This window comes from Streptomyces sp. TN58, assembly GCF_001941845.1.
Classification (GTDB): Bacteria; Actinomycetota; Actinomycetes; order Streptomycetales; family Streptomycetaceae; genus Streptomyces.
Genome location: NZ_CP018870.1, coordinates 1047476 through 1071896, shown reverse-complemented (window position 1 = coordinate 1071896; position 24421 = coordinate 1047476). Strand labels below are relative to the sequence as shown.

The 24421-nt window shown below is 73.3% G+C and carries 18 protein-coding genes; 3 read left to right on the top strand and 15 right to left on the bottom strand.

Features of this window, described 5'->3' with window-relative positions; genetic code table 11:
- Window positions 1-14: 14 nt before the first annotated feature.
- Together BSL84_RS04845 and BSL84_RS04840 are read left to right on the top strand one after the other, a co-directional pair.
- Window positions 15-4745: a non-ribosomal peptide synthetase gene (locus BSL84_RS04845; protein WP_075969885.1), complete on the top strand. Its 4731-nt coding sequence runs from the start codon at window positions 15-17 to the stop codon at window positions 4743-4745.
- Window positions 4742-6451: an AMP-binding protein gene (locus tag BSL84_RS04840; protein ID WP_079273130.1), complete on the top strand. Its 1710-nt coding sequence runs from the start codon at window positions 4742-4744 to the stop codon at window positions 6449-6451. The genes BSL84_RS04845 and BSL84_RS04840 overlap by 4 nt, the downstream gene beginning before the upstream one ends.
- A gap of 78 nt (window positions 6452-6529) precedes the next feature.
- Here BSL84_RS04840 and BSL84_RS04835 read toward each other — a convergent pair whose 3' ends face one another.
- Window positions 6530-7885 carry a cytochrome P450 gene (locus BSL84_RS04835; protein WP_030028135.1) on the bottom strand — a complete coding sequence of 452 codons (1356 nt, stop codon included), beginning with the start codon at window positions 7883-7885 and terminating at the stop codon, window positions 6530-6532.
- 131 nt (window positions 7886-8016) lie between these two features.
- Between BSL84_RS04835 and BSL84_RS04830 the strand changes: the two genes are divergently transcribed.
- A complete protein-coding gene (locus BSL84_RS04830; protein ID WP_045320980.1) occupies window positions 8017-8724 on the top strand; it encodes a 4'-phosphopantetheinyl transferase family protein in 708 nt (235 codons plus the stop codon).
- Window positions 8725-8789: 65 nt separating this feature from the next.
- Here the strand turns inward: BSL84_RS04830 and BSL84_RS04825 are convergent, their stop codons facing one another.
- From BSL84_RS04825 to pabB, 14 genes are all read right to left on the bottom strand, one after another.
- A complete protein-coding gene (locus BSL84_RS04825; protein ID WP_079273129.1) occupies window positions 8790-10007 on the bottom strand; it encodes a 3-deoxy-7-phosphoheptulonate synthase in 1218 nt (405 codons plus the stop codon).
- 73 nt (window positions 10008-10080) lie between these two features.
- Window positions 10081-11352, bottom strand: coding sequence for an MFS transporter (locus BSL84_RS04820; RefSeq protein ID WP_037661714.1), 1272 nt, complete (start codon window positions 11350-11352; stop codon window positions 10081-10083).
- The gene (locus BSL84_RS04815; RefSeq protein WP_159393503.1) at window positions 11349-12734 is read right to left on the bottom strand and encodes a hypothetical protein; all 1386 of its coding nucleotides are present in this window, start codon (window positions 12732-12734) and stop codon (window positions 11349-11351) included. Before BSL84_RS04815 ends, BSL84_RS04820 begins: the two co-directional genes overlap by 4 nt.
- The gene (locus BSL84_RS04810) at window positions 12731-13639 is read right to left on the bottom strand and encodes an aminotransferase class IV (RefSeq protein WP_051873149.1); all 909 of its coding nucleotides are present in this window, start codon (window positions 13637-13639) and stop codon (window positions 12731-12733) included. The genes BSL84_RS04815 and BSL84_RS04810 overlap by 4 nt, the downstream gene beginning before the upstream one ends.
- A gap of 5 nt (window positions 13640-13644) precedes the next feature.
- Window positions 13645-14712 (bottom strand): isocitrate/isopropylmalate dehydrogenase family protein, encoded by a 1068-nt coding sequence (locus BSL84_RS04805; RefSeq protein ID WP_030028129.1) that lies wholly within the window; start codon window positions 14710-14712, stop codon window positions 13645-13647.
- A complete protein-coding gene (locus tag BSL84_RS04800; RefSeq protein WP_052680439.1) occupies window positions 14709-16757 on the bottom strand; it encodes an aconitase family protein in 2049 nt (682 codons plus the stop codon). The genes BSL84_RS04805 and BSL84_RS04800 overlap by 4 nt, the downstream gene beginning before the upstream one ends.
- The gene (locus tag BSL84_RS04795; RefSeq protein ID WP_075969882.1) at window positions 16754-18001 is read right to left on the bottom strand and encodes a GNAT family N-acetyltransferase; all 1248 of its coding nucleotides are present in this window, start codon (window positions 17999-18001) and stop codon (window positions 16754-16756) included. The genes BSL84_RS04800 and BSL84_RS04795 overlap by 4 nt, the downstream gene beginning before the upstream one ends.
- Window positions 17991-18767 (bottom strand): class I SAM-dependent methyltransferase, encoded by a 777-nt coding sequence (locus tag BSL84_RS04790; RefSeq protein WP_030031039.1) that lies wholly within the window; start codon window positions 18765-18767, stop codon window positions 17991-17993. The genes BSL84_RS04795 and BSL84_RS04790 overlap by 11 nt, the downstream gene beginning before the upstream one ends.
- Window positions 18764-19924, bottom strand: coding sequence for a LeuA family protein (locus BSL84_RS04785; protein ID WP_075969881.1), 1161 nt, complete (start codon window positions 19922-19924; stop codon window positions 18764-18766). The genes BSL84_RS04790 and BSL84_RS04785 overlap by 4 nt, the downstream gene beginning before the upstream one ends.
- Window positions 19921-20508, bottom strand: a complete 588-nt coding sequence (locus BSL84_RS04780) for a hypothetical protein (protein WP_030031041.1) — start codon at window positions 20506-20508, stop codon at window positions 19921-19923. Before BSL84_RS04780 ends, BSL84_RS04785 begins: the two co-directional genes overlap by 4 nt.
- Entirely contained in the window at window positions 20505-20825 is a 321-nt protein-coding gene (locus BSL84_RS04775; RefSeq protein ID WP_045320977.1) for a chorismate mutase, read from the bottom strand. Before BSL84_RS04775 ends, BSL84_RS04780 begins: the two co-directional genes overlap by 4 nt.
- Window positions 20822-21760, bottom strand: a complete 939-nt coding sequence (locus BSL84_RS04770; protein ID WP_075969880.1) for a hypothetical protein — start codon at window positions 21758-21760, stop codon at window positions 20822-20824. The genes BSL84_RS04775 and BSL84_RS04770 overlap by 4 nt, the downstream gene beginning before the upstream one ends.
- Complete coding sequence (locus BSL84_RS04765; protein ID WP_052680436.1) at window positions 21757-22257, bottom strand: GNAT family N-acetyltransferase; 501 nt, start codon at window positions 22255-22257, stop codon at window positions 21757-21759. The genes BSL84_RS04770 and BSL84_RS04765 overlap by 4 nt, the downstream gene beginning before the upstream one ends.
- The gene (pabB, locus tag BSL84_RS04760; protein WP_234363411.1) at window positions 22254-24263 is read right to left on the bottom strand and encodes an aminodeoxychorismate synthase component I; all 2010 of its coding nucleotides are present in this window, start codon (window positions 24261-24263) and stop codon (window positions 22254-22256) included. The genes BSL84_RS04765 and pabB overlap by 4 nt, the downstream gene beginning before the upstream one ends.
- Window positions 24264-24421: the final 158 nt, after the last annotated feature.

Below are 24421 nucleotides of genomic sequence, written 5' to 3'. Positions count from 1 at the left end.
ATACGGGGGAACCGATGTCCGAACTCTCCGCTGTGCCCGCTCCCGACCAGGACGAGGGCCTGACCCGGCTCCGCGACCTGCTGGCCGGGATCAACACCGACTACGACCGCCAGGTCCGTCCGCAGGAGCCCTTGATCCTCGACTCGCTGGACGCCGTACGGTTCAAGTCCGCGATCGACACCGCCTGTACGACCGACCTCCCGCTGGAGATCTTCTTCGGTCACTGCACCCTGGAGACGATCGCCTCGGCGCTGCTCAACCACGGCACGGACGGCGCGGCCGTCCCGCAGCTGGTCCCGGCACCCGGCCGCGACCACGAGCCCTTCGAACTCACCGACGTCCAGCAGGCGTACTGGCTGGGCAGCCGGGGATTCGACCTCGGCGGACGCTCCGCCCACTTCTACGTCGAAGTGGACCTGTTCGCCGCCGACCGGGCACGCGTCGAGGAGGCCTTCAACACCCTGGTCGGCCGCCACGGCATGCTGCGCGCGACGCTGCTGCCCGACGGCCGCCAGCAGGTGGCGCGGGAGGTCCCCTACTACCGCATCCGCCACGCGGACCTGACCGGGCTCCCCGAGGCGGACGGACGATGTCGCCTTGAGGAGACCCGCGAGGAGATGGCCGCCCAGGTCTTCGACCCGCACACCTGGCCGCTGTACGACATACGCACCCACCAGCTGGACGCCGGCCGGCTCCGCCTCCACCTCAGCGTCGACCTCCTCTTCGCCGACGCGGGCAGCATCCAGGTCCTGCTGGCCGAGTGGATCCACCTGATGCTCGACGCCGACTCACTCGGCCCGGCCCCGGCGGCCACCTTCCGCGACTACCTCGACGGCGTCGCCGCCTACCGCACCCAGCCCGGCCACGAGCGGGCCCGCGCGTACTGGCTGGACCGCCTCGACACGCTGCCGCCCGCTCCCGAACTGCCCGTCCGGGCCGTCGCCCACGCCCAGGCCCCCGCCTTCGTACGCCGCGAGCGCCGGCTGCCCGGCCGGGTGTGGCGGCAGATCCGGGACCGCGCGAACGCCCTGGGCGTCACGCCCTCCGTGCTGCTGTGCGCCGCGTACGCACAGGTGCTGCGCACCTGGAGCCGCTCGTCCCGCTTCACCCTCAACCTGACCCTCGCCGACCGGCCCCGCTGGCACGCCGACATCGACCGGCTGATCGGCGACTTCACCAGCACCGTCCTGTTGGAGTGCGACCTCGGCGGCGCACCGGACCTGGCCACGGCCGCGACCCGGATCCAGGGGCAGCTGCGCCGCGACCTCGCCCACGCGCGCTTCAGCGGGGTGGAGGTGCAGCGCGAGCTGGCCCGCCGCGGCGACGGCACCCAGGCACGGATGCCCGTCGTCTTCACCAGCCTGCTGCGCGAACAGGACAGCCTCGGCTCCCTCGAAGGCCTGGTCTTCGAGACCGGGTACGCCGTCTCCCAGACCCCGCAGGTGTACCTGGACAACCAGGTCGTGGCCCGCGGCACCGACCTGCTGATCAGCTGGGACGCCGTCGAGGAGGTCTTCCCCGAGGGCGTGCTGGACGACATGTTCACCGCCTACACCGACCTGGTCGGGCGCATCGCCGAGCAGGAGGAGCCCGCACCGCCCGGCCTGCCGGTACGGCAGCTCGCCGTCCGCAGGTCCGTCAACGACACCGCCGGCCCGCAGCCCGGCGAGCTCCTGCACGCCGCCATCGGCCGACAGGCGGCCGCACACCCCGGGGCTCCCGCCGTGATCAGCGCCGAGGCCACCCTCACCTACGGCGAACTCGACCGCCGCGCCGACAAGATCGCCCACCGGCTGCGCGAGCTGGGCGCGGAGCCGAACACCCTGGTCGCCGTCCTGATGCACAAGGGGTGGGAGCAGGTCCCCGCCGTCCTGGGCGTGCTCCGGGCCGGCGCGGCCTATCTGCCCGTGGACGCGGGCCTGCCGCCCGAGCGGGTCGGACAGCTGCTGAAGGCGGGCGGCGTGAGCGTGGCGCTGACCCAGCCCGGCACCCGCGTCCCGGCCGGCATCACCGCCCTGACCGTCGAGCGGGGTCCCGAGCCGGAAGGCGCCGGGGAGCGGGACGTGCCCGACGGGCCGGTACCGGCGCCCGCCACCGGCCCCGACGACCTCGCCTACGTCATCTTCACCTCGGGCTCGACCGGCCTCCCCAAGGGCGTGATGATCAGCCACCGCGCCGCGGTCAACACCGTCGACGACATCAACACCCGATTCACCGTGGGCCGCGAGGACCGCGTGCTCGGACTCTCGTCGCTCAGCTTCGACCTGTCCGTGTACGACGTCTTCGGCGTGCTGGGAGCGGGCGGGGCACTGGTCCTGCCCGCGCCCGGCGAGTCCCGCGACCCCGGCCGCTGGGCTGCCCTCGCCGACGAACACCGGGTGACGCTGTGGAACAGCGTCCCGCCGCTGCTCGAACTGCTGGTGGAACACTGCGAGCAGCAGGGCACGGGCTTCCCGCGATCGGTGCGGACGGCGCTGCTCAGCGGCGACTGGATCCCGCTGAGCCTGCCCGGGCGGGTCCGGGCCGTCTCCTTGGGGGGCCCCGAACTGATCAGCCTGGGCGGCGCCACCGAGGCCGCGATCTGGTCGATCTGGCACCCCGTCGGGGACATCGACCCCGAGTGGCGCAGCATCCCGTACGGCACCCCGCTGCGCAACCAGACCTTCCACGTCCTCGACGCCGACCTCACCGACAAGCCGGACCACGTCACCGGCGAACTCCACATCGGCGGCGTCGGCGTGGCCCGCGGATACTGGCGCGACCCCGAGCGCACCGCCGCGCAGTTCACCGTCCACCCCGCCACCGGCGAACGGCTCTACCGGACCGGCGACCTCGGCCGCTACCTGCCCGACGGCACCCTGGAACTCCTCGGCCGGGACGACTTCCAGGTCAAGATCGGCGGCCACCGCATCGAGCTCGGCGAGATCGAGGCCGTGCTCGGCGGACACCCCGGCGTCCGCACCGCGGTCGTCACCGCCCAGGACGGCAGGCGGCTGATCGCCTACGCCGTGCCCGAGACCGGGGCCGAGTTCGCCGAGGGCGAGCTGCGCGACCACCTCGCCGCCAAACTGCCCTCCTACATGGTCCCCGCCGTCGTCATGACCCTGGACCGGCTGCCGACGGGCGCCAACGGCAAGCTCGACCGGCGGGCCCTGCCGGTGCCGCAGGCGGCCGCACCGGGCGACGAGCCACCCGCGAACACCACCGAGGAGGCGCTGGCCCGCGCCTGGGCCTCGGTACTCCCCGTCGAACGGATCGGCCGACACGACAACTTCTACGCGCTCGGCGGAGACTCCCTCCTCGGCGTACGAGCCGTCGCCAGGGCCGCCGAAGAGGGACTCCACCTCACGCTCGCCGACTTCTTCGCCCGCCCCACCATCGCCGAACAGGCCGGCTGCGCCACCGACCGCCTCCCGGCCGCGGCCGACCAGACGGAGATCACCGGCCGTGCCGGCCTGTCGCCCAGCCAGCTCTGGTTCTTCGAGCAGGACTTCACCGCCGCCGACCACTGGAACGGCATGTGGCCCGTCTTCGAACTCGACCGGCGGCTGGAGCCCGGCGCACTGCACCGGGCACTGGCCACCGTGCTCGCCCACCACGACGGACTGCGCGCCCGCTTCGGCACCGACGCCGACGGTCCGTACGCCGAACTGCCCGGCGTACGCCCGCCGGACGCCTCCCGCGTCACCGAGGTCGACCTCGGTGACATCGCCGACGCCGACGTGGAGGCGGAGATCGCCCGCCACGTCGCGCTCCGCAACAGCTCCCTCGACCTGGCCGACGGCACGACCGTCCTGCTCACCCAGTTCGACCTGGGCCCCCGGCGCAGGCCCAGGCTGCTGGTCAGCGCCCACTGGCTGGTCATGGACTACTACTCCTCCCGCGTGTTCTACGAGGACCTGCGCACGGCCTACTTCGCCGTCGAGCGGGACGACGAACCGCACCTGCCGCCCAAGACGGCCCCGCTGCCGCAGGCCGCCGAGCAGTTGCGGGCACACGCCGCGAGCGAGCAGGTCGAGGCGGAACTGCCCTATTGGACCCGGCTCGCCGACCTCTCGCCGCCGCCGCTGCCCGTCGACCACCGCCGCGGCCCCAACACGCAGGCCTCCGCCGTCCGCCACTTCGACGAGGTGACCGGCGAGACCGCCGCCGCCGTCGTGAGCGGGCTGCCGCGGCGGCTCGGGGTCGAGATCCGCGAGGTGCTGCTCACCGCACTGGCCCGAGCCGTCACCGCGTGGACCGGGCATTCCGAACTGCTCGTCGAGATCGAGGGGCACGGCCGACAGTCAGCCTTCGGCCCGCTGGACATCTCCCGCACCGTCGGCCGCTTCTCGACGCTCGCCCCGCTGGTCCTGCGCCCCGGCGAGCTCACGGACGTGCGCGACCAGATCCGGGAGATGCCCCACCACGGCGTCGGCTACGGCCTCCTGCGCCATCTGCACCCGGACCCCGCCGTGCGGGCCCGGATGGCCCGGGTCCCCGCCCCGGAGATCGGCTTCAACTACTGGGGCGACGTCAGCGAGTACTTCACCGGTGACGCCCGGCCCGTCGTCGACTCCTTCGGCCACCACCGCAGCGGCCTCGGGCACCGCACCCGGACCCTCGACCTGATGGCCATGACCTCGGACGGCACCCTGCGCCTGGTGTGGACCTACAGCACCGACCTGCACACGGAGGCGACCGTCCGGGCCCTGGCCGACCGCTTCACCGACGAACTGCACACGCTGGCGCGGAGCGCCGGATGAACGGGGAGAGCACGACCATGGACCACCCGCGTCCCGAGGACATGTTCGGCGCGGTGACCGTGCCCGAGGTGCTGGAGCTCGCCGCCGCCACCCCGCGCGGCATCACCGTCGTCAACCGGCACCTCGACCAGACCCCGCTGCCCTACGCGCTGCTCGCCGCCGGAGCCCGCCGGGTGGCCGGCGGGCTGGCGAGGGCGGGCGTGCACAGGGGCGACCGGGTCGCCATCGTCTCCTCCACCTCGCCCGGCTTCCTTCTCAGCCTGTTCGGCGCCTGGCGGGCGGGCGCCGTACCCGTCATCCTGCCCCTGCCGCACCGGCTGTCGGACCTGCCGGACTTCGTCACCGAGGTCAACCGCCGCCTCGACCACGTGGACGCGCGCTGCGTGGTGGTGGCCGACGCCTTCGGCGACTTCGTGACCGGCCGGATCACGGGCGGGCGTCCCGTACTGACCTGCGGCGACCTGGCCGGGGAGCGCGAGGAGATCAGCGGACCGGTCGAGACCCGGCCCGACGACCTCGCGTACCTGCAGTTCACCTCGGGCACCACCGGACTGCCCCGGGCGGTCGCCCTCACCCACCGGCAGATGCTCACCAACGCGGCCGTGTGCTGCGAACGGCTGGAGCTGGAGCGGGACCGCAGCGTGCACGTGAGCTGGCTGCCGCTCTACCACGACATGGGCCTGATCTCGGTGCTCGCCGGCATGGCCTACCGGATCAAGCTCGTCCTGCAGCCGCCGGAGGACTTCCTGGCCCGCCCCGACTCCTGGGTGGACGCACTGTCCCGCTTCAAGGCCACCAGCACGGTCGCCCCGAACTTCGCCTACGGCCTCGCCGCCCAGGGCATGCGGCTGCGCCCGCGCGAACTCGACCTGTCGCGGCTGGAGGTGTGCGGGGACGGCGCCGAACCGATCCGGGCCGGCACGCTGGAGCAGTTCGTCGAGGCGGGCGCCGTGCACGGGCTCAGGCCGCAGGCGATGACCCCGATGTACGGAATGGCCGAGGCGACCCTGGCCGTCGCCATGGGGGAGGCGGCCCGGCCGCTGGTCTGGGACCACGTCTCCCGTGACGGCCTGCAGGCGGGCGGGACCGCCCGCCCGGTGCCGGCCGGTGCCCCGGACGCCCGCGCGCTGGCGGTCTGCGGGCCGCCCGTACCCGGTGTCCGCGTCGAGATCAGGGACGAGGACGGCAAGCCGCGGAGCGAGCGGCAGGTCGGCGAGATCTGCGTGAGCAGCCCCTCCCTGATGCAGGGCTACTGGCAGGACCCGGAGGCGACCGCGGCCGTCCTGCGCGACGGCTGGCTGCACACCGGCGACCTCGGCTACCGCACCGAGGACGGCGGGGTCGTCGTCTGCGGCCGGATCAAGGACATGATCATCGTCTCCGGCCGCAACCTGTACCCCGAGGACTACGAGCACGTGACCGCCAAGGTGGAGGGGGTACGGCCCGTGTGCGCGGCCTTCGCCGTGCCGGACACCGAGCGCATGATCGTGGCCTTCGAGTCCGCGAAGGGCGTGGAGGACCACCAGGAGGTGGCAGCCCAGGTGATGCGGCGGCTGCGCGAACATCTCGGCCACGCCCCCGACAAGGTCGTGGCCCTGGACAAGGGCACGATCCCGCGCACCTCCTCCGGCAAGGTCCAGCGCGGCCTGTGCCGGGAGCGGTACCTGACGGGCCGCCTGGCGGCCCTGGCGGAGGTCGCGCGCTGACACCGGCCGTGGCCGCCCCGGTGCGGGGCGGCCACGGCGGGGCGGCGGGTCACCGGACAGCCCTGTGGCGGCGCCGGCTCAGCGGCGCCGGCTCACCACGAGGCGCGCACCCCGGGCCGGGATCAGCGTCACGTGGTGGGCCTTCTGCTGCTCCGGCTCGGGCCGGTCCGGCCGGATCTCGTAGCGCTGAAGCACCTCCCGCAACGCCACGGTCGCCTCCAGCAGCGCGAAGCCGGCGCCGATGCAGCGGCGGGCGCCGCCCCCGAACGGGATCCACGTGTTGGCCGGCGGCTGGCCGTCGAGGAAGCGCTCCGGACGGAACTGGTCGGGCTGGTGGTGGTAGGCCGGGTCCGACTGCACCATGCCGATGGCGGGCATCACCGTGGCGCCCGCGGGCAGCCGGTAGCCGCCGACCGTCATCGGCTGCGTGAGCTGCCGGGCCACCTCGTACACCACCGGCTTGAGCCGCAGCGCCTCCTTGGCGACGGCCGTGAGGTACGCGTCGTCGCCCTCGTCCGCGGCCTGCTGCGCCCTGCGCAGCTGCTCGGGCCGGCGGACCAGTTCGTGCAGGGCCCAGGCCAGGCCCGTGGCCGTGGTCTCGTGCCCGGCGAGCAGGAGGGTGATCAGCTGGTCGCGCAGTTCCGCGTCGCTGAACCCGCCGCCCTCCTCGTTCTCCGCGGCCTGCAGCAGGCGCGACAGCACGTCGGTCCGGCTGTGCAGGTCCGCCGCACGGCGCCGGCCGGCGATCTCCGCGTACAGCAGCTTGTCCAGCCCCCGCTGGAGACCGATGTGGCGCCGCCACGGCCCGAAGCGCTGCAGCAGCGGATAGGGCAGCCCGAGCAGGGTGACCGGGCCGATGTCCGCGATGCCCCGCACGAGCGGGCGCATCCGCTCCAGCCGCCCACGGTCGGTCACGCCGAACACCACCTGGAGGATCACCTCCAGGGTCAGGGCCTGCATCCGCTCGTGGGCGCTGAACACCGTCCCGTCGGGCCAGCTCTCGACCTCCGCCCGCGTCAGCTCGCCGACCATCTCCCGGTAGCCGGCGAGCGCCGCGCCGGTGAAGGCGGGCATCAGCAGCCGGCGGGCCCTGCGGTGTTCGGCCTCGTCGGTGAGGAGCACGGAGTGCTCTCCCAGGGCCGGCCCCATGATCGCGTTGCCCTCGCCCGCGTGCAGGACCTCCACCGGACCGCCGAACACCGTCTTGATGTCCTCCTGCCTGGTGAGGATCACCAGATGGCGGGTCGGCGTCGTCAGCCGGAGCGTGAAGACGTCCCCGTGACGCCGCTTCAGCAAGGGGAACAGCCGGTGCCGGTACTGGGCGAACAGCAGGGTCTGGACCACCGCGGGCAGCCGCAGACCGGGCGGGCGTACCGCGCGGCCGGTGGCGGGCGCCGATAAGGAGGTCGGCAGATCGTCTATACCGCTGGTCATTGCGGAAATCCCCCTCGGAGAACGAACTCGTGTGTTTCGTTCGCATGCAATTGCCGGTCCCGACTCACGCTAGCAGCCGAGAAGGGCCGCAGAAATGGCGGAAGAACGGTTCCGGTCGCTAGGGTCCTGAAGTGCTCGAACTGATCCTTCCGGCCGCCGTGGCATGTGCCGAGAGCTTTGCCGACGTACCGGAATCCACGCTTTTCCCCGAGGAATTGGAAGTACTCGGGGCAGCGCGCCACGCAGGGCGCCGCCGGGAGTTCACGACCGTCCGGCACTGCGCCCGACGGGCTCTCGCGGACATCGGCGTACCGCCCGCCCCGGTGCTGCCCGGCGAACGCGGGGCGCCGGTGTGGCCGGACGGAGTGGTCGGCAGCATGACGCACAGCGCCGGGTACCGGGCGGCGGCCGTCGCGCGAGGCGACCGTGTGCGGGCCGTCGGCATCGACGCCGAACCCCACGCGCCGCTGCCCGGGCGGACGCTCGGGGCCGTCACCCTCCCCGAGGAGCGGGACCGGCTGGCCGCCCTTGCCGCGGACTTCCCCCACGTGCACTGGGACCGCATGCTGTTCTGCGCCAAGGAGGCCGTCTACAAGGCGTGGTTCCCCATGCTGCGGCGCCGGCTGGGCTTCCGGGACGCCTCCGTCACGTTCGATCCGGTCGGCGGGACCTTCCGCGCCCGGATCGTGGAAGGGACGGGGGAGGAGCCGCCCGCACCCCTCGTCTACGAGGGACGCTGGGCGGCCGCCCCCGAGCTGCTCCTGGCCGCGGTCGTCGTGCCGGCCGGCCCCGCCACCGTCGGGAATCGGCCGGATCGCGCCGTCCCGCCGACGGGTTGAGAACGGACACCGGCACCCCGCGGCCGACGGGCGGGCGTCCGCCCGCGAGGCGCGGCCGACGGCGCTCAGAGCCGCCAGGCGGCCACGACCGAGGCCGCCTGTTCCTGGTTCAGCCGGGGGTCGCACAGGGGCCTGGCCCGCCCGTCGAGCCCGGCGATCGAGCCGGCGCCGGCCACGCATTCCAGTACGTCCTCCGGCGTGGCCTCCAGGTGGAGTCCTCCCGCGGTTCCGCCCGCGTCCGCCACGGCCCGCCGGAAGCCCCGGACCTCGTGGACGACCTCCTCGACGAGGCGCGTCTTGCGGCCGGCCGGGGTGGTGAGGGTGTTGCCGTGCATCGGGTCGCACATCCAGACCACCGGATGCCCGGCCCGGCGTACGCACTCCACGAGCGCGGGAAGGTTCCGCCGCACCGCGGCGGCCCCCTGGCGGGCGATGAGGGTGAGCCGGCCGGGCTGCCGCCGGGGGTCCAGCAGGCCGCACAGCTCCAGCAGTTCCGCCGGGGTCGTCGCCGGCCCGACCTTGCAGGCGACGGGGTTGTCCACCGCGGCGAGCAGAGCCGCGTGGGCCCCGCGTGCGGAGCGGGTGCGCTCGCCGATCCACGGCCAGTGCGTGGAGGAGAGGAAGGCCTGGCCCGATCCGTCCCCGCGGACCAGGGGCAGTTCGTAGTCCAGGACGAGGGCCTCGTGGCTGGTCCACGTCGTGGAGCGGGTCCGTGCGCCGTCCACGCGCAGCGCGGCGTGCACCGCCCGGGCCGCCCGGTGGCAGCCCGTCAGCCGGCGCGGGTCGTGGACCCGGGCGGCGGGGTCTGGGGCCGGAGAGTTGACCATGTGACCGCGGAATACCGGGAGTTCACGGCCCTGGTGGCGCTCGGTGGGCCGGGAGCGCGGCTTGGCGTACTGGCCGGCCATGCGGCCGACCCGTACCGTCGGCCGGCCGGTGGCCTCCGAGAGGGCCGTGGCGAGCGTGTCGAGCATGCGGACCTTGGCCCCCACGGCCTCGGGCGTGCTGTCAGCAGGGTCCTCGGCGCAGTCCCCGGCCTGCAGGATGTTCACCTCGCCCCGCGCGGCCCCGGCGACGAGCAGGGCGAAGTCGCGCACGTCGCCGGGGCCCACGAGCCCCGGCGCGGAGCGCAGCTCCCGCAGCGCCGCGGGCAGAGCCTCGTGAGCGGCCCAGTCGGGCTGCTGGGAGGCGGGCAGCGCGGCGATGTGGTCGAGAGCTTCGGCCGGATACGGTTCCCCGCCGTACCAGCCCGGTTTGTCGATGAGCGGTATGCCGTGCGGCATGGTGGTCCCCCTGTTTGTGGTGCTCCTGATGCTCGTGGTGCTGTTCGGTGCGGTGGTGCCGCGGCTGCCGGGGTCATGCGGCCGCCTCCCCGGCGGGCTGCCGCGGCGGCGCGGCCGGTTTCACGGTGAGGCGGCGCACGCTGGAGCTGCACAGGGCGAAACCGGTGGCCGCGACGACGAGGACGGCGCCGGCCACGAGCGTGGTGTCGATGCCCGCGTGCAGCGCGACCGGGCCCGCCGCCACCTCCCCGATCGGGATGGCCACGAAGGAGCCGAGCGCGTCGTAGGAGTAGACCCGGGCCAGCCGCTCCTGCGGAATGTTCTCCTGGAGGGACACGTCCCAGGCGACGGCCAGCTGTTCCAGGGCCACACCGTTGACGAACATCGCGCCCGCCAGCACGGCGACGTGCGAGGTCGTCCCCAGGGCGAGCAGCGGCACCGCCTCGAACGCCCCGACGGCCGCCCCGATCCGCAGGGCGTGGCGGGGCCGGGTGCGGGCCGCGAGGAAGCCGCCCGCGAACGCGCCGGCCGTCTGCGAGGCGAGCAGCAGCCCCCAGGTCGTCCGGCCGAAGGACTGGTCGGCGATGGTCGGTCCGAGGACCTGGAGCCCGCCGGCGACCACCGCGTTGATGACCAGGAACTGGAGCACCACCACCCACACCCAGGTGCGGGAGGTGAACTCCTTCCAGCCCTCGCGCAGTTCGGCCAGCGGCCGGGCCGGGCCGGCCGGCACCGGCGGCGTCCCCGCCGCCCGCAGTCCGGCGAAGCACAGCCCCGCCAGCAGGAACACCCCCGCGTTCACGGCGATGCCCCAGCCGGGGCCCGCGAGGCCGACGACGATGCCGCCGGTGGAGGCGCCGAGGACCATGCCCGCGTTGACGGCCATCCGGACGACCGCGTTGGCCGGCCGGATCATCTCGTGCGGGACGGTCTGCGGTACGAGGGCGGCCGCCGCCGGAAGGGACACCGCCGACACCATGCCGTTGATCACGCTGATGACGACCAGCACCGGGATCGAGGCGAAGCCGAACAGCACGCTCGCCGCGATCACGGCCTGGGCCAGCCCGGCCGCCACACTCGACCCCTGGAGCACCAGCCGGCGCGGCAGCCGGTCGGCGATCACCCCGCCGAACAGGAGCAGCGCCACATTGGCCACCGACCGTGCCCCGACCACGATCCCGAGGTCGATCAGCGACCCCGTCAGGTCGAGCACCGCGAAGGAGAGCACGATCGGCGCCATGGCGTTGGCGAAGTACGTGGCCATGCGGCCGCCCGCGAGGCAGCGGAAGTTCCGCTGCCGCAGCGGAGCCAGCAGGGTGGGGGCGCGGGACCCCTCGGCGCTCATCGTCCGGCCGTCGGGCTCTTCGCGATCAGCACGCTGTTGGAGGCAGCGCCCTGGTGCGTGTTGACGAGGACGCCCGGCCTGGGAGTGCCGTGCCGGACGTAGATACCCGAGAGCCCGCGGCCGTACACCATCGGCCCCAGGACGCAGGGGACGGCGGCGCTGCGGATCTCCCCGGTGGTCCCGTGTGCGAAATCGAAGGTGACGAGGTCGGCCTCCACCACCCGCTGGAGGATGTGGTCGCCCGTCCCGGCGGCCGCCAGGACCAGCTCCCGCCACTCCTCCTCACCCACCGAGCGGCCCAGGGTCACTCCGGCACCGCCGTAGCCGTCACCGGGCTTGAGCACCAGCGAGGCCCGGTCCCCGTCCAGGGCCCCCTCCCCGGCGATCACCGTGTGCGGCACGTGCCGGCGTACGAAGTCCCGGTCGTCCGCGCCGAGCAGGCCCAGGTCCTGCCAGAGCCAGGCCAGCACCCGCTTGTCGCTGACCGGGCTGGTCGCCTCCGGGGTGTACATGCGGGCCGTGCCCGCCCGCAGCGCCGCGCCCAGGGCGTCGAGCCCGGGACCGGCCTGCTCGACGGGCAGGAAGAGGCGGAACACCCCGCGCGCGACGTGCTCGCCGGCCCGCAGCCGCTGCCGGTCGTCGAGGGTCAGCCCGTCCAGCGGGTAGCCGACCACGGTGATGCCGTGGGCCTTGCCCCGTTCGGCCATGGGGGCGAGGAAGGCGATGAAGTCGTCGGGGTCCGCCAGGTGGTCGTGGCCGTCCTCGCGGAAGACCGGTACGACGAGGCAGTCGCCCTCGGCCAGGCCGAGGAAGGCGACCAGCTCGGTGAAGAACGCGTCGACCGCGGACGGCGGGGTGCGCAGCGGGCTCCCCGACGGCTCCGGCCCGGAGGCTGCCGGGCCGGCGTAGACCTCCTGGAACTGCCCGGCGACGAGGTCGGCCTCGATGGCCCCGCCGATCGCCCCGTCGATGTTGAGCTCGACGACCCTGGGCACGCCCCGCTCGACCATCACGTCCGCGCGCACCGAGGTCAGCAGCCGCTCGGTGAGCGGCTCCGCCGGGTCGAGCAGCGGGAACTGGCTGAGAGGCATGGAAAGCGCGTCCAGCAGCTCCCCGGCCGTCGACGCCCGGCGCCGGCAGGCCTCCAGCACCAGGCCCGCAGCGCGGTCGGCGACCGCGCCGACCAGGGCGAACGCGTCGGCGTCCAGCATCAGCGGACGGGTGGGGCACCAGGAGTCCGCAGGGCGCGGGACACCGGCGTGGGCCCGCCGCCAGTGCTCCCGGCCGAGCGCGTCGATCCGGCCGCGCACCTTTGCCGGGAGGGTGCCGTACACGTCGACCACGCGTACGTCGCCGCGTACGCGGCTGCCGGTGTCGCTCACGGTCGGGCCGCCCACCGCTCGTGGCCGGGCAGCAGGCCCAGTTCGGCCTGCCGGTACGCCCGGATGATCTCGGCGGCCACGGCGTTGTCCGTGTCGAAGACGATGTCGTCCACGCACCGTACGGGGCGCACCCCGCCGGCGGTGCTGGCCACGCACAGCGCCTCGCAGGCCCACAGGTCCGCGGCCGTCAGCGGGCCGCGGTCCACCTCGTAGCCGAGGCCGCCCGCGATCCCGATCACGGAGTCCACGGTGATGCCGTCGAGCGCGGCGGGGGAGTCGGGCACCAGCAGCGTACGGCCGCGCACGCCGAAGACGTTCTGCACGGTGCACTCGGCGACGAAGCCCGCGTCGTCCAGCAGCAGGGCGTCGTCGAAGCCGCGCTGCCGGGCGTCCATCCAGGCGAGCCGGGAGCCCAGGTAGCCGGCGGAGACCTTCGCCTTGGTCGGGAAGGCGTGCGGGCTGAGCCGGGCGACCGGCGACAGGGTCAGCCGCGGCTGCTGCGCGCGGATCACCGAGTCGAAGGACGAGACGTCGAAGGCCAGCACGGCCACCTGCGCCTCGGTGCCGGGAGCCGCCAGACCGAGCACCCCGTCCCCGAGGAAGGCGAGGGGACGCAGATAGGCCCGGCGCAGGCCGTTGGCGGTCAGCGTCTCGTGGCAGGCGGCCGCCAGCTCGGCGGGCGTCTGCCCGAGCGAGATCCCCACGAGGCGGCACGACTCGGCGAACCGGGCCATGTGCTCGTCGAGCCGGAAGACGTGGTGGCCGCCCTCCGCCGACGGGAACGCGGAGACGCCCTCGAAGACGCAGAGCCCGTAGTGGAGGCTGTGGTTGGCGAGGGTCAGGGCGGTGTCCCCGGCGGGGACCACGCTGCCCTGCCACCACATCAGCTTCGCTGGTTCGTTCATCCTTCTCAGTCCTTGTCGTGCCGGGCGACCGCCCGGCAAATCAGGTCGCCCACCTCGCCGGTGCGAGCGGTGCCGCCCAGGTCGGGGGTCAGCAGGTCCCCGCACAGCACCTCGTCGACGGCGCGCTCCACGGCGGCGTGCGCCGCGCGCAGCCCCATACGGTCCAGCATCAGCGAATAACTCATGACGGAGGCCAGCGGGTTGGCGCGGCCCGTGCCCACCAGACCGGGGGCGCTGCCGTGTACCGCCTCGAACACGCCGGCGAAGCCGGTGTCTTCGGGGTCGTAGCTCGCCGAGGGCGCGACGCCGAGGCCGCCGGCGAGCATGGAGGCCTCGTCGCTGAGGATGTCCCCGAAGAGGTTGCCGGCCACCACCACGTCGAAGCGGGCCGGGTCGCGGATCAACTCCATGGCGGCGGCGTCGACGTACAGGTGGTCGCACTCCACGTCGGGGTAGGACGCGGCGATCGCGCGGAACCGGCCCTGCCACAGCGGGCCGGCGCTCGGCATGGCGTTGCTCTTGTCCACCAGGGTGAGCCGGCGGCGCCGGGAGCGGGCCAGCTCGAAGGCGGCCGTGACCACCCGGTCCACCGCCCAGCGGGTGTGGACGCCGACCTCCATCGCGACATGGCCGGGGCCGCCGCCGCGGACCGTGCCGCCCACGCCCACGTACACGTCCTCGGTGTTCTCCCGCACGATGACGAGGTCGACGTCCTCGACCGCGCGCACGTGCTTGAGGGGGCAGTGCGCGAGCGTGCGCAGGCGCACCGGGCGCAGGTTCACGCCCAGTTCGAGCTGCTGGCGCAGTCCGCCGATGACGCGGACCGCGTGCCGGTTGTCGGGGATCCGGGCGTCGCCGAGCGCCCCGAGCAGCACCGCCCGGTGGTCGCGGCGGATCGCCTGGATGTCGATCTCGACGTCCCCGTGCTCCAGGAACCAGTCGGCGCTGTAGGGCAGCACCTCGGTCTTCAGGCCGGTGGCGAAGACGTCCTCGACCACCGCGTGCACCTTCAGCACCTCGGCCATGACCTCGGGTCCGATGCCGTCTCCCGGGATGACCGCGACGGTATTCATACGGCCGACGCTTCCGCCCGGACCTGCTCCGCCCGTACCTGCGCGCCGGCGTGGGCGACGAGGCCGCCCGCGTCGAGCAGCTCCCGCTCGAACGCGGAGGGCGGGGCGATGGGTGCGGACGTCCCCCGGGTGACGTTGAGCAGCTCGCCGCGCTCGTCGTCGACGACCAGCCGGTCGCCCTCCCGGATCTCGTACGCGAACTCCCCGACCTCCACCAGCCTGAGGCCGATGTTGAGGGCGTTGCGGAAGAAGATCCGGGCGAAGCTGTGCGCGACGACGAAGGGCGCGCCGGACGCCTTGATGCCCATCGGGGCGTTCTCGCGGGAGGAGCCGCAGCCGAAGTTCATCCCGCCGACGATCACCGAGCCGCGCAGGTCGTGCCCGGATGCCGCGTAGTGGTCGAGGAACGGCTGGTTGCCCGCGTGGGCCATGATGTGCTTCTTGTACTCGGCGGGGTCGGGGATCTGGCAGAACACACCCGGCAGGATCACGTCGGTGTTGACGTGGTCGCCGAACACCCAGGCCCGGCTTCCGCCGCCCCCAGCCCCGCCCCCGCCCGGGGCCTCGGCCGGGGCGGGGACCTCGTCCGCGGCGTCCGTGAGCGGGGCCCGGCCCTCGCGCGCCGCGTGGAGCGCGAACAGCTCCTCGATGCCGCTCCGCAGCGCGTCCTCGTCGGCGTAGTAGTCGCTCCGGTCGCCGATCGGGGCGAGCACACCGGTCAGCGCGGCCCGCGCGGCGACGGCCGGGCTGGCGAGGACGACACTGGCGTCGACGTCACCGCACCGGCCGCGGAAGTTCCGGTTGGAGGTGAAGACGGCGACCTCCCCCTTGCCGAGCACACCCGACTTGATGCCGATGCACGGACCGCAGCTGGAGGACTCCACATAGCAGCCCGCCTCGATCAGCACGTCGATCAGGCCCTCCTTCATCGCCGCCCGGTAGGCCTTCTGGGAGGCCGGGATGACGATGGTGCGCACCCCCTCGTGGACGCGCCTGCCGCGCAGCACGTCCGCCACGACCCGCAGGTCCTCCAGGTGGCCGTTGGTGCAGGAGCCGATGAAGACCTGGTCCACGGGTATCGCGCCGTTCTCGTCGGCCCTGCGGGCCAGCGGCGCCACACCGGTCATCAGGTCCTCGCGGTCCTTGTACTCGTCCCAGTTGCGCAGCAGGTGCCGGAGCTGGTGGGTGCCCACGGCGTTGTCCGGGGAGAACGGCAGCGCGACCGTCGGCTCGATCAGGCCCAGGTCGACGTCGATCACGTCGGCGTACCCGGCGTCGTCCTCGTCGACGGTGAAGGACGGGTACTCCACCCCGTCGCCGAGGTAGTCGGCGAGCACCCCGTCCGTGGGGAACAGGCCGTACTTGGCGCCCATCTCCACCGCCATGTTGCTCAGCGACAGCCGGTCGGTGACCGCGAGGGACGCCAGACCCGGTCCGCCGAACTCCAGGCTGCGGTAGACCGCCCCGTGCACGCCGATCAGGCCGCACAGGTACAGCGCCACGTCCTTGCCCTGGACGTGCGGGCGCAGGCTCCCGTGGAAGCGGACCAGCGTCGCCTCAGGCACCCGCATCCAGCAGCTGCCCCGGACCAGCGCCACCGCCAGGTCCGTGGAGCCGATGCCGGTCGCGAGCGAGGCGATCGCGCCCGCGGTGCAGCTGTGCGAGTCCGCGCCGACCGCGACGTCGCCGGGGCGGATCAGACCCTGCTCGATGAGGATCTTGTGCTGGATGCCGCCGTCGTAGCCCACGTCGAACACCCTGATCCCGTGCTCGCGCGCGAAGCGCCGCAGCTCCACGAGGATCGAGGCCATCGAGGCGGTGTGGGTGGGGACCACGTGGTCGAAGACGAAGGCGGTCTTCTCCCGCTGCGCGGCGAGGCCCGCGGCGATGTACGCGTCGTCGAAGCCGGAGTCGCGCAGGATGTCCAGGGCCCACTTGACGGTCATCTCGCTGCCCCAGCACAGGTCGAACGGCAGGTCCACGACCTCGCCGGTGCTGACGGGACGGCCGAGTTTGTGCTCGAAGAGCTGTTTTACGAGAGTCATCGCTGAACGCGTCCGTCCTGGTCGCCGAGAAGCTGTTTCTTGAGGCAGTCGAAGACGGCGACGTACGGCTCGATCCGCCGCTGCGCCGCCGGCGAGGAGAACCGGATCCATCCGCGCACCGGGGCCGGGCGGCAGCCGCGCAGCCGCTTCGCGTCCGCCGAACCCATGCCGTACGAGACGCGGCGGGCGCCGCCCGCCACCGCCCGCTCGACCTGGTGGTAGAAGACGAGGTTGAAGTAGGCATAGCCGGCCCCGACGGCGGCGGCGTCGAAGCCGAGGAACTTGGGGTGCAGGACGCCGCCGGCCTCCAGGCAGAGCAGGAAGCCCGAGACGTCCGGGCCCTGCGCGCCGTGCCGCCGCACCACGAACAGCGAGGGGCCCAGCGCCGGGGCGGCCAGCAGCGCGGTGAACAGCCGCTCCATCGCGCCGCGGTCGACGGGCAGCCCGTACTTCTTCTGCTGCCCCTCGGACAGTTCGGCGCAGCGGGCGATCACCGCGGGGTCGGGGTCCGCGATCCGCTCCACACGCAGCCCGGCCTCGCCGAACTTGCGGATCTCGGCGCGGGCGGCCGTACGCCGCTTGCGTTCCAGGGTCTCCAGGTACTCCTCCAGCGAGCCGCAGGACGCGGTGTCGAGGTGGTACTCCAGGTCGGAGAGGAACTCCAGGTAGCCGTGGCCGGCGAGCGCCCGGTGCAGCTCCGCGTCCCCGCCGGACTCCCACAGGAAGGACTGCGAGGGGATCCGCTCGGTGCGGCAGAACGCCTCCACGGCGGCGAGCAGTTCGCCGATCGCGGCCTCCCGGTCGGTCCCGGGCAGGGTCAGCACGTCGCTCGCGTACCCGTACGGACTGGTCATCACCAGCGCCGGATAGGCCGCCGCACGCGTGTGCGCGGCCTCGGCGCGCACGACCGCGGCGAGCAGCGCGCCCGCGTCGGCCGACTCCCGCGGCGACCGGTCGCGTGCCAGCGCCTGCCGGAGGTGGTCCATCTCGTAGTCGCCGAACAGGGCGCCCGCCGGATCGTGGTACGGGAACGCGTCCGGGTCCCGCACCAGCAGGCCCTGTACGCCGGCCACCGTGCGCCCGCCGTCCCGCAGCAGAAACAGCACCAGTTCGAAGCCGAAGCACTCCTCGACCGCGCGCAGCCAGTCGTACGAGAGGTACACCTGCTCCGGCGGGACCAGCGCGTCCCACCCCTCACGGCCGACGGCGGACGCCGACCGCACCACCACGACCTCAGCCCCCACGGACGTCCACGCCCTTCGTGGCGACCGCGATCAGGCGCTCGGCCCGGTGGTCGTACGGTCCGCCGTCGTAGTCCCCGTGGAAGCGGACCTCTGCGAAGCCCGCGCGGCGCAGCATGTCCCGCAGTTCGGCCGCGCTGTAGAGGTGGATGGTCATCGATCCGGTGGCCGCGCGCGAGCCCTCGATCGAGTACCAGTCGCTGCGCAGCCGGCTCCAGTCGTCGAGGACGGTGTCCCGCTGGACCAGCACCCTCCCGTCCAGCTCGGACAGGGAGACGCGTTCGTCGCGGCGCGCGAGGACCTCCTTGCCTACGACGTCGACGAGCAGGGTTCCGCCCGGAGCGAGGCTGGCGTGCAGGTTGCGCAGCACCTGGACGTTGTCCTCGTGCCGGTCCAGATACCCGAACGACGTGAACATGTTGACGGCGGCGTCGAACGCCTCCGGCTCGGCGAAGGCCAGCATGTCCGCCTCCACGAACCGGACGTCGACGCCCGCGTCCCGGCTGCCGGCCCGGGCCCGCTCCAGCAGCGGCGCGCTCAGGTCCACGCCAGTGACCCTGTGCCCGGCCCGGGCCAGCGGAACGGTGAACAGGCCCGGCCCGCAGCACAGGTCCAGCACACGGGCACCGGACGGGAAGCGGAACAGCGGGGACCGCTCCACGATCCGCACCGCCTGCGCGGCCCGCTCCGCCGAGAACAGATGGGGGTAGAAGTCCCTCCAGAACGCCTGGTCCGCGAACCAGGCGCCGGTGTCGTGCTCTTCGCTCATACCGCCATGGCCGTTCGCTCGTGGTAGATCGCGACGACCTGAGCCTCGGTGACGCTCGACTTCGTCAGCACGGACGCCTCCTTGACCTCGCGCAGGACCGCCCCGAGGACCTGGTCGTCGTAGGCCAGCCCGTGCTTGTCCAGGACGTGCGAGATGATGCCCTTCCCGGAGTGCTTGCCCATGACGATCCGCCGCGTGTGGCCCACCAGCTCGGGCCGCAGCGGCTCGTAGGCGGTGGAGTCCTTCATCACGGAGGACACGTGCAGGCCGGACTCGTGCGAGAAGGCGTTCCCGCCGACGATCGGCTTCATGGGGCTGACCTCGATGCCGGACAGGTCGGCGATCAGGTTCGACATGGGCTTGAGCCGGGACAGGTCGATGTTCGTCTCGAAGCCGTACAGCTGGGTGAGGGCCACCACGACCTCCTCCAGGGAGGCGTTGCCGGCGCGCTCGCCGAGCCCGTTGACCGTGCACTGGACCTCGTCGGCGCCGCCGAGGATGCCGGCGACGGTGTTGGCCGTGGCCAGGCCGAAGTCGTTGTGGCAGTGCAGCGAGAGCGTCACGTGGATCTTCGAGCGCAGCCGCCCGATGAGCGCACGGAAGGCGTCGGGAGTGGTCGAGCCGACGGTGTCCGCGACACCGACCAGGTCCGCGCCGCTCTCCTGGGCGAGTACGAGGACCTCCTCCAGGTAGTCGTACGGGGTCCGGGTGGCGTCCTCCGACCCGCAGCCGACGTACATGCCGAGGTCCTTGGCATAGGCGACGCCGTCGGCCATCTCCCGCTTGAGGCGGTCGCGCACCGAGCTGTCCGTACCGCCGAACTTGACCCGCATGTGCACGTCGGAGGTGGGGAGGAAGGTGTAGATCGCGTTCGCGCCGCAGGCCCTGGCCAGGTCGATCTCGGCGCGGTTCGGCCGGCAGAACGCCACGACGCGCGCGTTCAGCCCCAGCTCGGCCATGCCGCGCACGGCGTCCTGGTCGGCCTGCGAGGAGGCCGGGAAGCCGGCGTCGATGACGTCGACGCCCATCTCGTCCAGGAGACGGGCGATCCGCACCTTCTCCTCGACCTGGAAGGCCACACCGCAGGTCTGCTCGCCGTCGCGCAGGGTGGTGTCGCAGACGCGGATCCTCCGCGCGGCGGGTGCGGTCTCGCTCATACGTCCTCTCCCAGCAGGTATGCGCGGCACTTGGTGCCGATGACGTCACCGGAGAACCGGGGGCGGCGTCCGTAGACCACCCAGGTGGTGGTCACCGCGCCGATGTAGCGGTCCAGGCGCAGCGCCCCGTCCGACTTCTCCAGGTACTCCAGGTGCGTGAGCCCGGACTCGTACGCCCCGGCCAGCAGTCCGGCGCCGACCACCGGCTTGGACGCCACGGGTACGACCTCCTCCCACTGCGACACGTCGACGTAGCCGGCGGTCGCCGGGACCAGCCCGATCGACCGGGGCCGCTCGACGTCGGCGCGGCTGAGGAGGACCAGTTCCTTCGTGGGGTGGATGAAGGTGTCCACCACGTGGACCTCTTCGAAGTACCGCTCGGTGAGCAGGTGCACCTCGGGGTGGGCGCTGCACTGGACGAGGTAGTCGGACTCGCTCCGGCGCACCCGCTCCAGGCCCTCGTGCAGGTCGATGGTGAGGTCGATCTTCGCGTCGTCCCCGATGCCCTGGAAGGCGAGGTAGTTGCGCACGGCGTTCTCGTGGCAGCTTCCCTCGGGGCCGAGGGTGGTGAAGGTCAGGGTCATCGCAGTGCCTCCGCGCCGGCCGCCGGGGGAGAGTCGATGATCTCGTCCTCCAGGCGGCAGGCCTCGTCGATGAGCAAGGTCGCCAGGGAGCGCATGAAGTCGGGGGAGAGGTCCAGCCGTTCGCCCCGGGCCGCGTACGCCTCGCGGACCGCGGTGACCCGCTGCGGCTGCATCATCGGGATGCCGTTGGCCCGCTTGGCCTCGGCCACCTCGCAGCAGACGGCCAGACGGGCCGCGACGAGTTCCGCGAGCTGCTGGTCCAGTGCCTCCAGCCGTTCGCGGAACGGCCGCAGGACCTCTTCGGGGGTCGCGTTCATCGCGAGGCCTCCAATGCCAGGGCGCGGGCCGCGCCGCGCAGGGACGGGAGTCCGTATCCGCCCTCCTGGACGAAGACGGTGGGCAGCCGCTGCTCCGCCACCAGCGCGGCGACGGGACCGAACACCTCCGGCGCGAGGCTCCAGGAGCCGTGCGGGTCGCCCCCGAGCACGTCGAAGCCGACCGAGACGACCAGGGCCTCGGCGCCGTGGCCGCGCAGATGCGACAGGGCGTCCCCGACGAGCGCCGCGAACCCCTCCGGGCCGGGGTCGGCCCCCGCCCCGAAGAGGCCGGGGCCCGGCTCGAAGGAGTACGGGAAGTCGTCGGGCCGGGTGGAGTGCACCGACGCGAACGGCAGCGTCGGATCGCCCTGGACGCAGGCGAGCGTGCCGTTGCCCAGGTGGTAGTCGACGTCGAGGATGCCGACCCGGGAGGCGCCCTCCTCCTGGAGGGTCCGGGCGGCGATGACGGCGTTGTTCAGGAAGCAGTACCCGCCGTACCAGCCGGGCCCCGCGTGGTGGCCCGGCGGCCGCACCAGCGCGTAGGCGTGCTCTCCGAGGCGGGCCGTCAGCCCGGCCGCCCGGACGGCGGCGGCCGCGGCGCCCAGCGCCGCCGGCCAGACCCCGCGGGTGACGGGCGTCTCCTGCACCAGACCGGGCGCCGCGAACGCGTCGTCCAGGACGGACTCCGCGCCCGCGGGCACCCCGTGGCGCAGGTGCTCCAGCAGTTCCTTGCCGTGCACGGCCTCGGCGAGGCGTTCGGCGCGGGCCGTCTCGTCCGCGCCGGGCGGGGCGAGGACCGCCCCGCCGTCGAGCAGCCCGGCCAGGATCCGGTGGATCCGCTCGGGCACCTCCTTGCTGGCCACCTGGGCGCCGCCCGGCTCGACCGTGAACGGCAGGGCCTCGGACTCCTCCGGTACCACCACATGCAGGGTCATGACAGGTCCTTGATCACGCGCGGGCCGATGGCACGGAATCCGGAGCGCTCGTAGAAGGCCAGCGTCCGCGGGTAGGAGGGGAACTGCTCGGACGGCAGGCAGACTTCGACCCGGCGCACGCCGTCGGCGGCGCACAGCGCGTCCAGTTCGGCCAGCAGCAGGGCGGCGACCCCCTTCGACCGCAGGCCCGGCTCCACCCACAGCTCCTGGACGTGCCGGTACGGCGCGGCGAGTCGCAGCGCGGTCTGGGTGGTGTACCCCAGTACGCCGGCGACGCGGCCCCCTTCGTCCCGCGCGACCAGCACCCCGGCGCCGTCCCGGCCGGCGATGGCGTCCGCCACCGCGGCCCCGAGCCCCGGGATCGTGTGCGAGGCGTCCCCGCGCAGCTCCCGCAGGAGCGCGGTGACGGCGTCGGCCACCGCCTGCGCCTCGTCGGGCCTGGCCGGTCCCGCCTCGAAGCCGCTCCCGCCGCCCGTCCCGCATTCCACCGTACTCATCCCCGGCACCTCGCAGCCGTTCCCGATGTGGCCCCGTCCAGCTCCTCGACGCCGAGGACCCGCAGCAGCGCACGGGCCTTGAGCCGCGTCTCCTGGAACTCCTCCTCGCCGTCGGAGAGCACGATCAGCGCTCCGCCCACGCCGATGCGCACGCGCTTGCCCTCCCAGACGATGGTGCGGATGACGATGGACTGGTCCGCCGCCCCGTCGAACCCGAACCAGCCGAGGCTGCCGGAGTAGACCCCCCGCTCCTCCGGCTCCAGCTCGTCAAGGAGTTCCACCGTCCGCTTCTTCGGCGCGCCGGTCATCGAGCCGCCGGGGAAGAGCGCCTGCACGCAGTCGACCGCGCCGCGGTCGGAGCGCAGCCTGCCGCGCACGGTGGTGACCAGCTGGTGGACGGTGGCGTAGGACTCGGCGGCCATCAGGCGGGGCACGTGGACGGTGCCGGCGTCGCAGACCTGCCCGAGGTCGTTGCGCAGCAGGTCCGCGATCATCAGGTTCTCGCTGCGGATCTTGCGGTCCGTCTCCAGTGCCTCGCGGGCGGCCTCGTCGGCCACCGGGTCGGCGTGCCGGGGGGCCGTGCCCTTGATGGGCTTCGCCTCCACCTCGCCGTTGCCCGCGACCGTGACGAACCGCTCCGGCGAGGAGCTCAGCAGCGAGCGCTCGCCGAGCCGGACGTAGGCGGCGTAGGGTGCCGGGTTCTCGGCCCGCAGCCGCAGGTAGGTCTCCAGCGGGTCGGCCTCGCTGGTGCCGCTGATCTGGTAGGTGTAGCAGGCCTCGTACGACTCGCCGTCGTGCAGCCACTGCCGCACGGTGTCGAAGTGGCGCAGGTACGTCTCCCGGTCGACGCCCGGCTCCAGTACGGCGGGCGGGCTCTCGCGCCGGGGACGGGGCACCAGCGGGCGGCGCGCCAGAGCGCGCACCTCCTCGCACCAGGCGTTGTGCTCCTCGGCGGACAGGCCGACGGTGACCAGGTAGCGCCGGTCGGCCTCGTGGTCGAAGGCCACGAAGCGGTCGACCCGGAGCAGCTCGGCGTCCGGCCGCTCACCGCTGCCGGGCCGGCCGATGCCGACGCTTCCCTTGACGCCGTAGCCGAGGTAGCCGACGTAGCCGCCGGCGAACGGCACCGGTGACGCGCCGACCGGTACGGGTGCGGTCGCGAGGCCGGCCCGCAGGTGCTCGAAGACGGTGCCGGGCAGCCGCTCCACGGCCTCGTCGGTCTCGCGTTCCACGACGCCGGCCCCCGCGTACGCCCGAAGGACCTCCAGGCCGTCGCCGGCGCAGGAGCCGAGGTAGCTGTAGCGGCCCATCCCGTAGGCGGCGCGTGAGCTGTCGAGCCAGAAGCTGTACGGGCTGTCGGCGAAGGCGCGCACGAACAGGCCCTCGGCGTCGAGGTCCGCCTCCAGTTCGCTCCAGCGCAGCGCGGGCGTGACGCCCAGGAAGTTGGCGACGATCTCCTCGCCGTACTCGCTGTCCACCGACTCGGGGTGGAACTGCACACCGTGCAGCGGGCGTTCGCGGTGCCGCAGGCCCATCAGGACGCCGTCCTCGGACCAGGCGGTCGCGACGAGGTGCTCCGGCAGCGGCTCGGTGACGGTGAGGGAGTGGTAGCGCACCGCGCGGAAGCCCTGCGGGATGCCGGCGAAGACGCCGGTGCCCGTGTGGGTGATCGCGCTGGTCTGCCCGTGCACGGTCTCGGGCGCGTGGCGCACCTCGCCGCCGAAGGCGAGGGCCAGGCCCTGGTGGCCGAGGCACACCCCGAGGACGGGCACGGCGGCCCGCTCCAGCAGGTCCCGGCACAGCCCGAAGTCCTCGTCCCTGGCCGCGGTGCCCGGGCCCGGTGAGATCACGACGTGGGTGAAGTCCTGTCCGAGCAGTTCTTCCGCCGTCGCCTCGTCATTGCGTACGACGACCGGCGGCACACCCGCCACCTTCCAGATCAGCTGGAAGAGGTTCCACGTGTAGGAGTCATAGTTGTCTACGAGAAGGATTCGCAGGTCTATCACGATGTGGTCGAGCTCCTTGACGGCCGGCCCGGCTTTTCGGGCACGGTGGACCGGCTGACCGACTTTTCTATCGGTGGTGATTCACGGATGAATCCATTGCGCCGAATCGAGCGCACGACGGCACGCTCAGGCGGAAGCCGGGCATGGCGATGCGGATG

Excerpts from the sequence above, each read along its gene's own strand:
- BSL84_RS04790 (WP_030031039.1), bottom strand. The coding sequence starts at position 18,767 with ATGAGCGAAGAGCACGACACCGGCGCCTGGTTCGCGGACCAGGCGTTC.
- BSL84_RS04820 (WP_037661714.1), bottom strand. The coding sequence starts at position 11,352 with ATGAGCGCCGAGGGGTCCCGCGCCCCCACCCTGCTGGCTCCGCTGCGG.
- BSL84_RS04810 (WP_051873149.1), bottom strand. The coding sequence starts at position 13,639 with ATGAACGAACCAGCGAAGCTGATGTGGTGGCAGGGCAGCGTGGTCCCC.
- BSL84_RS04775 (WP_045320977.1), bottom strand. The coding sequence starts at position 20,825 with ATGAACGCGACCCCCGAAGAGGTCCTGCGGCCGTTCCGCGAACGGCTG.
- BSL84_RS04840 (WP_079273130.1), top strand. The coding sequence starts at position 4,742 with ATGAACGGGGAGAGCACGACCATGGACCACCCGCGTCCCGAGGACATG.
- BSL84_RS04785 (WP_075969881.1), bottom strand. The coding sequence starts at position 19,924 with ATGAGCGAGACCGCACCCGCCGCGCGGAGGATCCGCGTCTGCGACACC.
- BSL84_RS04845 (WP_075969885.1), top strand. The coding sequence starts at position 15 with ATGTCCGAACTCTCCGCTGTGCCCGCTCCCGACCAGGACGAGGGCCTG.
- BSL84_RS04800 (WP_052680439.1), bottom strand. The coding sequence starts at position 16,757 with ATGACTCTCGTAAAACAGCTCTTCGAGCACAAACTCGGCCGTCCCGTC.
- BSL84_RS04780 (WP_030031041.1), bottom strand. The coding sequence starts at position 20,508 with ATGACCCTGACCTTCACCACCCTCGGCCCCGAGGGAAGCTGCCACGAG.
- BSL84_RS04765 (WP_052680436.1), bottom strand. The coding sequence starts at position 22,257 with ATGAGTACGGTGGAATGCGGGACGGGCGGCGGGAGCGGCTTCGAGGCG.
- BSL84_RS04825 (WP_079273129.1), bottom strand. The coding sequence starts at position 10,007 with ATGCCGCACGGCATACCGCTCATCGACAAACCGGGCTGGTACGGCGGG.
- BSL84_RS04805 (WP_030028129.1), bottom strand. The coding sequence starts at position 14,712 with ATGAATACCGTCGCGGTCATCCCGGGAGACGGCATCGGACCCGAGGTC.
- BSL84_RS04770 (WP_075969880.1), bottom strand. The coding sequence starts at position 21,760 with ATGACCCTGCATGTGGTGGTACCGGAGGAGTCCGAGGCCCTGCCGTTC.
- BSL84_RS04835 (WP_030028135.1), bottom strand. The coding sequence starts at position 7,885 with ATGACCAGCGGTATAGACGATCTGCCGACCTCCTTATCGGCGCCCGCC.